Source organism: Rhizobium sp. CIAT894 (assembly GCF_000172795.2).
GTDB lineage: Bacteria > Pseudomonadota > Alphaproteobacteria > Rhizobiales > Rhizobiaceae > Rhizobium.
This window is the reverse complement of sequence record NZ_CP020952.1, coordinates 313,348-325,747: the sequence shown is the minus strand read 5'-3', so window position 1 is coordinate 325,747 and position 12,400 is coordinate 313,348. Positions and strand designations below refer to the sequence as shown.

The 12,400-nt window shown below is 60.9% G+C and carries 10 protein-coding genes; 6 read left to right on the top strand and 4 right to left on the bottom strand.

All coding sequences use genetic code 11. The features are described 5' to 3' along the window. Window positions 1-133: 133 nt before the first annotated feature. The 4 genes from RHEC894_RS30430 to RHEC894_RS30415 are packed head-to-tail and all read right to left on the bottom strand — an operon-like array spanning window position 134 to window position 5,481. Window positions 134-826 carry a response regulator transcription factor gene (locus tag RHEC894_RS30430; RefSeq protein ID WP_085740362.1) on the bottom strand — a complete coding sequence of 231 codons (693 nt, stop codon included), beginning with the start codon at window positions 824-826 and terminating at the stop codon, window positions 134-136. A gap of 1 nt (window position 827) precedes the next feature. After that, window positions 828-1,205 carry a response regulator gene (locus RHEC894_RS30425; protein ID WP_085740361.1) on the bottom strand — a complete coding sequence of 126 codons (378 nt, stop codon included), beginning with the start codon at window positions 1,203-1,205 and terminating at the stop codon, window positions 828-830. A gap of 2 nt (window positions 1,206-1,207) precedes the next feature. After that, on the bottom strand, window positions 1,208-1,849 hold the full coding sequence (locus tag RHEC894_RS30420; protein ID WP_085740360.1) for a response regulator: 642 nt from the start codon (window positions 1,847-1,849) through the stop codon (window positions 1,208-1,210). Continuing rightward, window positions 1,846-5,481, bottom strand: a complete 3,636-nt coding sequence (locus tag RHEC894_RS30415) for a PAS domain-containing protein (protein ID WP_085740359.1) — start codon at window positions 5,479-5,481, stop codon at window positions 1,846-1,848. The genes RHEC894_RS30420 and RHEC894_RS30415 overlap by 4 nt, the downstream gene beginning before the upstream one ends. A 342-nt stretch (window positions 5,482-5,823) precedes the next feature. Here RHEC894_RS30415 and RHEC894_RS30410 point away from each other — a divergent pair, with 342 nt between their 5' ends. From RHEC894_RS30410 to RHEC894_RS30385, 6 genes are all read left to right on the top strand, one after another. Further along, entirely contained in the window at window positions 5,824-6,576 is a 753-nt protein-coding gene (locus tag RHEC894_RS30410; protein ID WP_010069195.1) for an NAD(P)H-binding protein, read from the top strand. Window positions 6,577-7,029: 453 nt separating this feature from the next. Further along, window positions 7,030-8,223, top strand: coding sequence for a plasmid partitioning protein RepA (repA, locus tag RHEC894_RS30405; protein ID WP_010069193.1), 1,194 nt, complete (start codon window positions 7,030-7,032; stop codon window positions 8,221-8,223). A gap of 4 nt (window positions 8,224-8,227) precedes the next feature. Further along, window positions 8,228-9,229, top strand: coding sequence for a plasmid partitioning protein RepB (gene repB / locus RHEC894_RS30400; RefSeq protein ID WP_010069192.1), 1,002 nt, complete (start codon window positions 8,228-8,230; stop codon window positions 9,227-9,229). 154 nt (window positions 9,230-9,383) lie between these two features. Beyond that, window positions 9,384-10,688, top strand: a complete 1,305-nt coding sequence (repC, locus tag RHEC894_RS30395; RefSeq protein WP_085740358.1) for a plasmid replication protein RepC — start codon at window positions 9,384-9,386, stop codon at window positions 10,686-10,688. A gap of 112 nt (window positions 10,689-10,800) precedes the next feature. Then, window positions 10,801-11,685 carry a dihydrodipicolinate synthase family protein gene (locus RHEC894_RS30390; RefSeq protein ID WP_085740357.1) on the top strand — a complete coding sequence of 295 codons (885 nt, stop codon included), beginning with the start codon at window positions 10,801-10,803 and terminating at the stop codon, window positions 11,683-11,685. Window positions 11,686-11,691: 6 nt separating this feature from the next. Next, window positions 11,692-12,369, top strand: a complete 678-nt coding sequence (locus RHEC894_RS30385) for a GntR family transcriptional regulator (protein ID WP_206427955.1) — start codon at window positions 11,692-11,694, stop codon at window positions 12,367-12,369. Window positions 12,370-12,400 lie beyond the last annotated feature (31 nt).

The window sequence follows — 12,400 nt, the reverse complement described above, 5'->3', positions numbered from 1 at the left end:
TTAATTTAGAGATAACGCAAGGGTGCGGCGCCGAAACCCATTGTCGGTGCCGGATCGTCTTTTTTGGCGCGAATCGGATACGGTGCGCATTAAATTGGACAGCCTGCACCCCTTATAGGCATGTGGCTAAAAGCTAACGCGACCCAGCCTGACGCATCTGCGCCGGCAATGTCTCCCATGCCCGGATCAGTTCGCCGATCGAAGCGGCCTCCATCTTGTGCATGACATTGCTGCGATGCAGTTTGACCGTCACTTCACTGATGCCGAGATCGAAGGCGATCTGTTTGTTGAGACGGCCGTGCGCCACTTCGTGCAGAACTTCGCGTTCACGCTGCGTCAGCGTCTCCAGGCGCTCGATGTTGCGCTTGGAGACCGCGGCTTCCGCCCTTCGTTCGGTATCCATCGTTATGGCTGCGGTGATGGCGTCGAGCAGCGTCTGGTCTCGCACCGGCTTGGTGAGAAAGTCCACGGCGCCGGCCTTCATCGCCTGGACGGTCATCGGGATGTCGCCATGGCCCGTCAGGAAGATGATCGGCTTGGGAATGCCGTTTTCGGCCAGATGACGCTGCAAGTGGAGGCCGCTTGCCCCCGGCATCCGCACGTCGAGGATCAGGCAGCCGGGACTATCCAGGATGTCGGCGTCAAGCAGTTCGCGGGTCGAGGCATAACTGGCCGATCGGAAACCCGCCGACAGGATCAGCTCCGACAGCGCCTCGCGAACCGATACGTCGTCATCGACGATAAGGACGAGCGGCTCAGCCTCTTCAGATCTGTATTGCAATGATAACGGCGCCGATCTCCGCAGCAACGGCTGGTCAACTCTCATGTTACCCTCCATCTGTCGATTTATGCAAAGCGTTGGCGATGGCCGCCAGCAGGGCCTGGGCATCGAAAGGTTTGCGGAAAAACCCGCCCGCGCCTTGCGCGCGGCTCTGATCCGCTATCTCGTGGCGCCCGGTGATAAGGAATACCGGCAGCTCCGGGCGTGACTTGCTCACCAGGTCACGCAGTTCGAACCCGTCGATGCCCGGCATTCCGATATCGGTGATGAGAAGGTCGAGGTCCGACAGCCCGTTGACGAGCAGCGAGCCCGCCGACGAGAAGCCGCGGGCCACATAACCCGCCGATTCCAGAAGGTCGCCCATCGATTCAAGCAGTCTTGGATCGTCGTCGACAATTGCGACGACATGTCTTGTCTCGTTCATGTTCAATTCCCCCCCACCCGGCGCGAGTGGGTAATCGGTATTTCCAGTTTCTCCGCGATCCGCACGAGATCGGCGAGCGATGCCGCCGCCATTTTCTGCATCACATTTCGTCTGTGGATCTGCAGCGTGACTTCGCTGATGCCGAGTTCGGCTGCCGCCTGCTTGTTCAAAAGACCGCTGACCACAAGCGGCAGCACCTCGCGCTCCCGCGGCGTCAGCTCGAGGTAGTGTTGTTTCAGCGCGGTGATTTCGGCGCGTTCGGACCTCTTTTCTTGATCCTGGGCAATCGCTGCGTGGATTGCCGCCATGAGATCGGCATCGCTGAAGGGTTTGGTCAGGAAATCTACAGCGCCGCTTTTGATCGCACGCACGGAGGAGGGGATGTCGCCATGTCCAGTGATGAAGACGATCGGCGGATGATCGCCGTTGGCGATCTGTCTTTGCAGGTCGAGGCCATTGATATCGGGCAGTTCGATATCGAGGATAAGGCAGGCAGGGACATCCGGCTTGTCCGTCTTCACATAATCGCCGGCCGATTCGAAGGCGATGGCGCGCATGCCATGCGAGTCCAGCAGCTCGCCGAGTGCTTCGCGGATGCGCTCATCGTCATCGACGATGAAGACTATATGATCGTCTCTCGTCATGACGCTGCCTTCATTTCAATGGGCAAGGTGAAGATCAACGTCGCTCCGTGCGGATTGTTCTTCTCTGCCCACAATCGTCCGCCGTGCAGCTCGACGATCGAGCGGCAGATCGCCAGACCCATGCCCATGCCGTTTTCCTTCGTGGTGAAGAAAGGCTCGAACATCTTCTCGGGGAACGCGATCCCCTGGCCGCGATCGCTGATCTCGGTCTGGACGGCGTTGCCCATGTGGCGCAGGCGCATCTCGATCACCCTGTCGCCGGCAATGGCATCCATCGCCTCGATGCCGTTGCGGATGAGATTGATCAGAACCTGCTGGATCTGGACGCGGTCGATGGCGATGAGCGGAAGGTTGCCATCGATCTCCACCGCGATCCGGGCGCGGCGGCGTGCCGCTTCCTCGGCCATGAGGTTGCGCGCTTCGTTGACAACGCCCGAAAGCGCCGTATGAGCCCTCCTGTCTGCGGATTGTTTGAACAGGGCGCGGATACGGCTGACGACATCCGCGGCCGAGTTGGCGTCCCGGATGATGCGCTCGACCGTCCTCTGTGCCCGCTCCATGTTTGGCGGCTCGGCCAGGAGCCAGCGCTGGCAGGCATGTGAGTTCGCGACGACGGCCGCCAGCGGCTGGTTCACCTCGTGGGCGATGGAGGCCGAAAGCTCGGCGAGGCTCGCAACCTGGCTCGCCCGCGCAAGGCCCTCCCGTGCCTGACGCAGATCCTCCTCCGCCCGAACCTCACCGTCGATATCAAGGCATATGACGTTCCACTGGATGATGACGCCTTCGGCATTGCGCATCGGCGCGGCGCGTGTTTCGACCCAGCGATATTCGCCGTCGAACCGCCGCAGACGATGTCTGCGCGCATAGGGCTCGCCGGACGCCAATGAATGGGCGTAGTTCTCTTTGACACCCGCCACGTCGTCGGGATGAACGCCGGCATCGAGCGTGCCGTCCAGCCGGGTTTTTCCCGTTCCGTCAAGCTCTTCGAGCTTATATCCGAGGAAGTCGCGGAGCTGGGGGTTGCGGTATACCGGTTCTCCATCAGGCGCTGCGCAATCGATCATTGCCGGCAGCGTTTCGACGATTTGCCAGAGCGAACGTTCTCTCTCCCGCAACTCCTCCTCGATGCGCAATTGATCGTCGATGTCATTGGTGAGGCCGTACCACTGAAGGATTTGCCCGCTCTCGTCCCGCAGCGGCTCGGCGCTGCCTTTGACCCAGCGGTAGACGCCGTCGGCGCGCCGCAGGCGATACTGCTTGGAGAAGCGCTCGCCGGTGGCGAAGGAATGGTTGAGAGCTTCGGCGAGGCTCCCCGCATCGTCGGGATGGACGGCAGCTTCGATCAGCGCCGCGAGGCTGCTCACTCCCGGCTTTTCCATATGAGGGATGTCGAGACCCAGGAAATCGATCAGGCGCTGGTTGAAGAAGGTCGGAGCGCCTTCCGGATTAAGCCGCCAGAGCAGGCTCGGAACCATGTTCACGAGTTGCGAAAGCTCCCGTTCCCGGTCGCGCAGCGCTTCCTGCGCGCGCATCTCATCATCGATGTCGACCGATATCACATACCATTGGACGATCGCGCCGTTCTGATCCCGCAGCGGCTCGGCGCGGCCGTCGACCCAGCGATAGGCTCCATCGACACGGCGCATGCGGTATTTTATCGAGAAGGGATCGCCGCTGGAAAGGGAGTGGTGAACCGTCTCCAGCAGTCGCGTTGAATCATCGGGGTGAACGAGGGTGTGAATGATCGATGAGAGCCGGCTCATGCCGGGCCTATCCATATCCCCTACATCGAGACCGAAAAAATCGATCAGGCGCTTGTTGAAGAAGACCGGCTCGCCTTCCGGCGTCAAGCGTCTGATCTGGGCCGGGACCATGTCCACGAGCTGCGAGAGTTCTCGCTCGCGATCACGCAGTGCCTCCAGGGCGCGGACCTCCTCGTCGATGTCGAGGGAAACGCCGTACCATTGCACGACGGTTCCGTCGTCATCGCGCCGGGGTTCCACCCTGCATTCCGCCCAGCGGTAGACGTCGTCCTTTTCGAGCCAGCGAAACCGCATCGCCGTGCCGTTGCCGTTTTCGAAACAATTCCGCAGCGTGCGCTGAACGCCGGGCGCATCTTCGGGGTGGATCAGCTGCTGTAGAAGCTTTTCGATGCGCGGCTCGCCGAGAGCGTCGAAACCGGCGATGACGGCGCGGAAATGGTCCTGATAACGTTTGTTGAAATAGACCGACCCGCTCGTCGGCTCGACGCTCCAGACGCGGACCGGCACCGCGTCGATCATCTGCTGCAGCGCTCGCTCGCTCTGTCGCACGGCCTCTTCGGCGCGGACCTGATCGTCGATGTCGTGGCAAAGACCGTACCACTGGACGATATTCCCAGTCTGATCCCGCAGCGGCTCGGCGCGGCTCGACATCCAGTGATAGACGCCGTCGGCGCGGCGCAGCCGATACCGCAACGCGAAGTTTTCGCCGGTGGCGAGGCAGTGGTTGAGCGAATCCCTGAAACCGGCTGCATCATCGGGATGAATGACGGCCTCGATGAGCGCCTCCAGCCGGCTCATATCGGGCCTGTCCGAATCTGCGACATCGAGACCGAGGAAATCGACCATTCGTCTATTGAAAAAGGTCGGTTCGCCCTGGGGCGTCAGGCGCCAGACGTGGCTCGGAACCATGTCGACGAGCTGCGAGAGTTCCTGCTCCCGCTCGCGTAACGTCTCCACGCTTTGTCGCAACGTCAGCACGGCCAGTTGGTGTTGCCTTGATATGGCGGCGACGATGAGCGCCGAAAACGCCGAGATGGCCAGAAAAAGCTGCAGCATGACCTGCTGGTGTTTCTGGGAGCCGGGATCGCCGATAAACTGGCCGGCGCCTGTGATCGTGAAGATGGCAGTGATCAGGGCGAGGAGAGCAAGCGATATGGCCGCGCCCTTGAATTCGAAGCGGACCGCGGCCCAAAGAAGCGGCGGCATGATGATATAGGCGAAGGGAAGGTAGCCGCTGAGCGAAAGGGCGGCGACACCGAGAAAAATCAGCCCCAGGACGCAGGCTTCCAGCCATTGGGCAGCCGAGAGCCGGGTCTTGTCGCGCCAGTTGTGGAAGACTGTGAGTGCCAGCGGCGCGACGATCAGGATACCGGTTGCGTCACCGATCCACCAGAGCGGCCAGGCCGTCAGGAAGGATTGCGATTGAATGCCGAACCAGGCGAGCGTCGCGCTTCCTATCGTTGCGCTGACGATTGGCGCAATTCCGGCGCCCAGGACGACAAATGCAAGAACCTCCTGCAAGGTTTCCAACTGAGCCGGACGCTTCAAACTCCGATCGACCAACCATGCCGCGACGACCGCTTCAAGAGCATTGCCGACATAGATCAGGAAGGCCGCAGGCAGCGGACTGTAGAACCACAGGGCATTGCTGAACAACTCGGCAAGGCAGCCCGCCACTATCCACCATGGCCAGCTGCGCCTGGAGGCGAGGACGAGCGTCGCGATGAAAAGTCCGCCCGGAGGCCAGATGGAAATACCCGTTCCCGGCACGATCGCCAGCGACTGGGCGAAGCCGCAGGCGAGCACATAGGCTGCAATGAAAAGCCCCAGATACAGGGATCGGGGACGGTGCGACCAGACGCTCATCATCAATCGCTCCTGTCGGGCAGGCAAAGCGCGGGGATCGCCAGCATTCGGTGCAGCACTCGTTCTTGATGTCGGGGCCGGCGAGCTCATACTCGAACCGTAATCCCGCAGCACCACAGCCGCAACTCATGGAAATCCATAGATTGCGCGGAGAGGTAGCGTTGCGCCCGCCGACCGGATCTTCAGCGCCAGCGAGGAGGGGAGGCCGTTTGCGGTTCCCGCTCGCCATCCTAAACCTTGGGTCTGCTCGGCTATACCTAGGGCTAAGGTAGCCACCCTCATGCATGATGGAAGGCTCTTGGCTTTCCGGTCATTGTCGATGCAATCGATCGCGAGGATGCCGACATGAAAATTACCGTGGCAGGAGCAAGCGGCCTCATCGGAACGCGGCTCAGCGAAGGCCTGCGCCGCTCAGGCCATGAGGTCACGGCGGCATCCTTGTCACTTGGCGTCGATACAGTTACCGGCGCGGGCCTCGAAGCGGCGATAGCGGGAACCGACATCGTCGTCGATGTGACCAACGCCGCCTCCTTCGGCGACAGCGCTGCCCTGGATTTCTTCAAGGCATCGACGAAGAATTTGCTCGCGGCCGCCGCTGAGGCCGGTGTTGCGCATTATCTCGCCCTTTCCGTCGTGGGCACGCCGCTGCTCGTCGAAAGCGACTATTTTCGCGCGAAAATGGTGCAGGAAAATCTTATCCGGGCGTCTAATCGGCCCTATACGATCCTCCGCTCCACACAGTTCTACGAGTTCATCAGCGGATTGATCGACATCGGTGCGCAAGGCGATGTCGTTCGATTGCCGCCAGCCTTGATGAGACCTGTCGCAGCCGGTGAGGTCGCCGCCTTCCTTGCCGAATTGACCGTCTCAATGCCTTTGGGCGGTATCGTCGAGATCGGCGGCCCGGAACAGTTCGGTGTCGATGAGATCGCACGGATCTATCTCACCGCAAACGAAGACGAGCGGCCGGTGATAACCGATCCGTCCACGTCGTACTTCGGTGTCGAATTGACCGAGGATGCACTGCTTCCGGGCACTGGTGCGCGGATGGCATCCGAGACGCTCTCCGAATGGCTCTACCAATCGATGGCGGATTAGATCATGCCGATCGGCATTTTGCCGGCCGTTCGCTCATCGCCTTTTCTCAGCCGTCTCAAACTGACCGGCGGCTTATTTTCGCCTGCGGGTCGATCGCAATCCTGGATCACCCCGTCAGGCCGCCGCCGGGCGCAGGCCGCCGTTACGCGCTGCCGGTAACAACCATCTGAAAAATGACGGACAATAGGCTTTCTGGGCCGCCGGCGGCGTCGCAAAAAATTCAATGAACTTCATGTGCATAATGGGGGCATCGGCCTTGCTCGCCGGCGCTTCGGGCGGGTGCGAATCACCGGTAATTGGACCCGGAAACTGCCGGATTGCCGAACCCGTTTTTCGTGGCTCGATCTGCCTTTTGGTTAAGCATTTGTAATTCGGTCACGAATCGCGGCATATAGTAACTGCGCAACTGAAGCGCTTTCGTTCAAAATTGCGCAGTTATTTGGGAAAAAGATCATGCAGCCGAGTCTTGCTCTTCAGGACGATCAAGAGCATCTCCCGTCGCTTCTGGCAACGGATGCCAAGGAGTTGTCCTATCAACTTCAGCAGCATCAGGCAAAAATCTTCCCCCCGCTGTCACAAAAGACCATCAGAACATTTTCTCCGGCGGAGGCCGCAGCCTTTATCGGCATCGGCGAAGGTTATCTCCGGCAGGTGGCGGCCGACGGCCATGGACCCGATCCGCTGGCAAACGGACGGCGGCTTTACAGCGCAACGGACATGGACCGGATTCGCCGGGTCCTCGACGAGCGAAACGGCACGCCGAAATATGTGCCGGCCCGCAGGCCGGGGGAAAAGCTCCAGATCGTCTCCGTCATGAACTTCAAGGGTGGCTCGGGCAAGACCACCACCGCGGCCCATCTGGCGCAGTTCATGGCGCTGAGGGGCTATCGCGTGCTCGCCGTCGATCTCGATCCGCAAGCTTCCTTGTCGGCCCTGTTCGGTCATCAGCCGGAATTCGACGTCGGCGAGGGTGAAACGATCTATGGCGCGATCCGCTATGAGGATCCGCGCCCGATCGCTGATATCGTGCGCGCCACCTACACGCCCAATCTGCATCTCATTCCGGGAAATCTCGAGCTGATGGAGTTCGAGCACGAGACGCCGAAGGCGATGTCGTCGGGTACGGCGGAGACGATGTTCTTCGCTCGCATCGGGGAAGTGCTGACCGAGATCGAAAGCCTTTACGACGTCGTCGTCATCGACTGCCCGCCGCAGCTGGGTTTCCTGACGATGTCGGCGCTCTGCGCGGCAACCTCGGTCCTGATCACGGTTCATCCGCAAATGCTCGACGTCATGTCGATGTCGCAGTTTCTGACGATGACGAGCGAGCTGATGTCGGTGGTGGAGAAGGCCGGTGGACGCACCAGCTATGACTGGATGCGTTATCTCGTGACGCGGTTCGAGCCGAACGATGGGCCGCAGAGCCAGATGACCGGCTTCATGCGGGCGATCTTCGGCAATCGCATGCTCCACAATGCGATGGTAAAGTCGACGGCGGTCGCCGACGCCGGCGTTACCAAGCAGACCCTCTACGAGGTCGAGCGGTCGCAGTTCACCCGCGGAACCTATGACCGGGCGTTGGACTCCCTCAACTTGGTGAACGGCGAGATCGAGGCGCATATTCGTTCGACCTGGGGGAGGAAATAGATAGATGGCGCGTAAGAACCTCATCGAGATTTCCGCCCCGAGCCCGGCAAGGGCCGAAGCAGTCGCACCGCGCGACAATCGACCGATCGCCGGTTTCGTGCCGCAGGAGCGCAGCGCCGCGCCGGTCGGCGGCATCACCAAAACGCTGGGAAACATTACCGAGAAAATGGAGCGGGCGAGTGAACTGGAACGGCAGCTCGCTGCCGGCCAGACCATCGTCGAGCTCGATACCGGCCTGATCGACGCCTCTTTCGTCAGCGACCGATTGGCGATCGATCCGACCGAACTCGCCCAGCTCGTCGAGCAGATCCGCGAGCACGGGCAGCAGGTTCCGATCCTGGTTCGCCCGCACCCCGAAACCAGGGGACGCTATCAGGTTGCCTACGGCCATCGTCGTCTGGCGGCCACGAAAGAGATCGGCATCAGGGTACGAGCGGTTGTCCGCGATCTCACGGACGGCCAGCTGGTCGTCAGCCAGGGGCAGGAAAACAGCGCTCGAACCAATCTCTCCTATATCGAACGGGCGCTGTTTGCGTCGCGGCTCGAGGAACGCAGCTTCGGCCGTGATGTCATCATGGCGGCACTCGGCGTCGACAAGGCGGCGCTGTCGAGAATGTTGATCGTCATCCGGCAGGTGCCCCTCGATCTGATCAATGCCATCGGTGCGGCGCCCGATATCGGCCGCCGGCGGTGGCTGGAACTCGGTGAGCGTCTTGAAGACGCCGACATCGAGAAGATCATCGCTGAGTTGTCCGCGGACGACGCGCGCAAAATCTCGAGCGACGAGCGGTTTCACCGCACCCTTGTGCTGGCAACGAAGCGGACGGCGGCGCCGAAGCCAGCAATTGCCAAAACTGCGGTCAGCGGTGTGCCTGTGATGGTCAAGAAAACGGCGTCCGGTGCGACTTTCGTCTTCGACGGCAAGACCGCCCCCGGTTTCGATCAATTCGTCCAGGAAAGGCTGCAGGGCCTGTTTCAGGAGTTCAAAAAGGACAGAGGAGCGTAACGCGCAAAAGAAAAAGGCCCCCAACGACGCCGTCGTGGAAGCCCTTCTCAGATCTTAAGCACATCGAGAATCGCATTTCCACGAATCCCAGTCAAGCGTCTTAGGCACCAAATTGGTGGACTGTTTTCTTTTGCCTGAACGAAGGTGAAGGCAAATGGAGAGTGGATATGTGACGACGCCCTTTGGGCGGCGGCCGATGTCGCTTGGCATGCTGGCAAACCAGCAACTGGCCGAGACCATCGAGCCGGGGATGAGACGCAGCAAGTGGAAGCTGTTCAGGGCGATCTGCGAAGCTCGGCCGGCGCTCGGCGTGACCGATCGGGCGCTGACGGTGCTCGATGCGCTTTTGACCTTCTATCCCGATGACGAGATTTCCGAAGAGAAGGGCCTGATCGTCTTTCCCTCGAATGCGCAGCTTTCGCTTCGCGCCCGCGGCATGACGCCGGCGACACTGCGGCGGCATCTGGCTGTGCTGGTCGAGGCCGGCCTGATCCTGCGCAAGGACAGCCCGAACGGAAAGCGTTATGCCCGCCGCGACAGGGCAGGGGAGATCGGTGAGGCTTTCGGCTTCAGCGTCGCCCCACTGCTCGCACGTGCGGTCGAGATTGAAGGTCTGGCCGCCGAGGTGATTGCCGACCGGGAACTCATCCGGGCGACCAGGGAACGCCTCACTGTCTGCCGGCGGGATATCTCCAAGCTGATCTCGGCAGCGCTCGATGAAGCTGTGCCCGGCGACTGGGAGCAGATGTCGTTGATGTTTCGAGACCTTGTCCGCAAGATTCCACGCGTGGCGGGAGCCGAGGAATTGGCGCCATTGCTCGACGAGATGGGCCTACTGCGCGATGAGGCCGTCAACCTGCTGGAAAGACATATAAAATTACAAAAAATAGACGCCAATGAGTCTCAAATTGAGCATCACAAACAGAATTCAAACCCCAACTCCACATCTGAACTTGAACCAAGCTTCGAACCGAAGCAGGGCGCGAAGCCGGCGGCCAATAATGACCCGATCGCCGGGCCGCAGGACGAGCAAAGATTGAAACATCCGGCATCGGCCGGCGCAATCAGCGGCGGGAGATCCGGCGTGGCCGAACCAGCGGCGGGACATACGCTGAAATCCTTCCCGCTTGGTCTGGTTCTTCAGGCGTGCCCGCAAATTCTCGATTATGGGCCGGGCGGAACGATCGGCAATTGGCGCGACCTGATGTCGGCGGCGGTCGTCGTCCGCTCGATGCTCGGCGTCAGCCCCTCGGCCTATGAAGAAGCCTGCGCCGGCATGGGACCGGAAAACGCCGCGACGGTGATCGCCTGCATCCTGGAAAGGGGCGGGCATATCAATTCGCCAGGCGGCTATCTCCGGGATCTCACGCGAAGGACCGAGCGAGGCGAATTTGCGATCGGCCCGATGCTGATGGCGCTCGTGCGGGCCAATGGCGGCACGGCAAAACATGCGGGCTGATTGCAAGGAAATGGCAGCGGGCGATCGTGTAGCAGGATAGCATGCAATCACCTCTTTACAGCTAACATGTCAGGCTGCTACATCTAATCCCAACAATCGGGAGGAAGCATATTTGACCCAGAAATTCGGGCTGTCAGTCGCTCTCGCCACGCCGTTCGACAGCAATGGCGATATTGCGATCGATGTTATGATCGCGCAGGCAAGGCGATGCCTCGCTGCCGGATGCTCGAGCGTAAGCCTGTTCGGAACGACGGGGGAAGGCTCCTCCATCGGAAACCGGGAACGTGAGCGCGTCTTCGCGGCCTTCCTCGATGCCGGAATCGCAGCAAAACACATCATCGTCGGCGTGCTGGTCGATGCCGCCGAGGACGCGGCGATGCAGGCCGATCATGCTCTTTCCCACGGCGTTCGTAATATCCTTCTTGCCCCGCCGTCCTATTTCAAGAACGTCAGCGACGACGGTGTCTTCCAATGGTTTGCGGCCGTCTTCGCCGTGCTGGGAGACAAGGCGCGGGACATCATCGTCTACAATCTTCCGTCGCTCACCATGGTTCCGCTGACCGTGTCGCTGATCGGACGGCTGCGGACCGCCTTTCCCAATATCGTGACGGGCGTCAAGGATTCTTCCGGCGACTGGCCGTATACCGAAAGCCTGCTCAAGGCGCATGGCGATCTCATCATCCTGGTGGGCGATGAACGGCATCTCGCCAGGGGCGTGCAGCTCGGCGGCCAGGGGGCGATCTCCGGCATGGCGAATATTGTCCCCCGCGACGTCAGGCTGATGGCCGAAGAAGGCAAGGACGACCCCCGCATCGAGGGTTTCGTGGCCGAACTGTTGAAATACCCTGTTGTCCCGGCCGTGAAGGCCATGGTGGCGCACGTGACGTCGGAGGAAATCTGGCTTGCCGCTCGTCCGCCGCTCGCTTCAATATCCGCCGAGGGGCAGGCGCAACTCGCTCTTGCTTTCGATCGTCTTTTCCAGTCGAAAGCGGCATAGTCAGGCATGTTTCGGGAAGAGGCGATGGACGAAACGGACGAGCAGCCGACGCTGCGGGAAAAGGCGTATGCGAGCTTCACGCGCCATCTTCTTGCGCGTGACGTGCGTCCCGGCCAGTTCGTTTCCCAGCGCCGTCTCGTGGAGCTGACCGGACTGACGCTCGGCGCCATCCGCGAACTCATCCCAAGGCTGGAAGCCGAAGGGCTGATCAAGACCGTGCCGCAACGGGGTTTGCAGATCGCTCACATCGATCTCAACCTTATTCGTGAGGCATTCCAGCTGCGTGTCTTCCTGGAGAAGGAGGCCGTGGCGCTCTTCACTCGGTCCGCGTCGGACGAGACGATCGCCAAGCTCTTGAAGCAGCATCGCGATATCGCCGACGCCATCCGCAGCGGCGACGGCTCGCATGAGTTGGAACTGCGCGCGCAGGCCGTCGATTGGGGCATGCACGATGCCTTTATCGATGCGCTTGGCAACACTATCATCTCGAACGCCTACCGCGTGAACTCGATCAAGATGCGCCTGATCAGCCAGGATCGGTTTCGGATCGACGGTCACGTCGGGCCTGTCATGGGCGAGCATCTGAAGGTGCTCGAGGCGATCGAGCGACGATCGGCGGAGGACGCCGTCAACAGCCTTGTCGCACACATCAACGGTGCAAGGGATCGTGCGCTGAGGATATAATCGGGAATAATCAGCCGGAGGTGAGGAGATC

Excerpts from the sequence above, each read along its gene's own strand:
- RHEC894_RS30430 (WP_085740362.1), bottom strand. The coding sequence starts at position 826 with ATGAGAGTTGACCAGCCGTTGCTGCGGAGATCGGCGCCGTTATCATTG.
- RHEC894_RS30425 (WP_085740361.1), bottom strand. The coding sequence starts at position 1,205 with ATGAACGAGACAAGACATGTCGTCGCAATTGTCGACGACGATCCAAGA.
- RHEC894_RS30420 (WP_085740360.1), bottom strand. The coding sequence starts at position 1,849 with ATGACGAGAGACGATCATATAGTCTTCATCGTCGATGACGATGAGCGC.
- RHEC894_RS30415 (WP_085740359.1), bottom strand. The coding sequence starts at position 5,481 with ATGATGAGCGTCTGGTCGCACCGTCCCCGATCCCTGTATCTGGGGCTT.
- RHEC894_RS30410 (WP_010069195.1), top strand. The coding sequence starts at position 5,824 with ATGAAAATTACCGTGGCAGGAGCAAGCGGCCTCATCGGAACGCGGCTC.
- repA (WP_010069193.1), top strand. The coding sequence starts at position 7,030 with ATGCAGCCGAGTCTTGCTCTTCAGGACGATCAAGAGCATCTCCCGTCG.
- repB (WP_010069192.1), top strand. The coding sequence starts at position 8,228 with ATGGCGCGTAAGAACCTCATCGAGATTTCCGCCCCGAGCCCGGCAAGG.
- repC (WP_085740358.1), top strand. The coding sequence starts at position 9,384 with ATGGAGAGTGGATATGTGACGACGCCCTTTGGGCGGCGGCCGATGTCG.
- RHEC894_RS30385 (WP_206427955.1), top strand. The coding sequence starts at position 11,692 with ATGTTTCGGGAAGAGGCGATGGACGAAACGGACGAGCAGCCGACGCTG.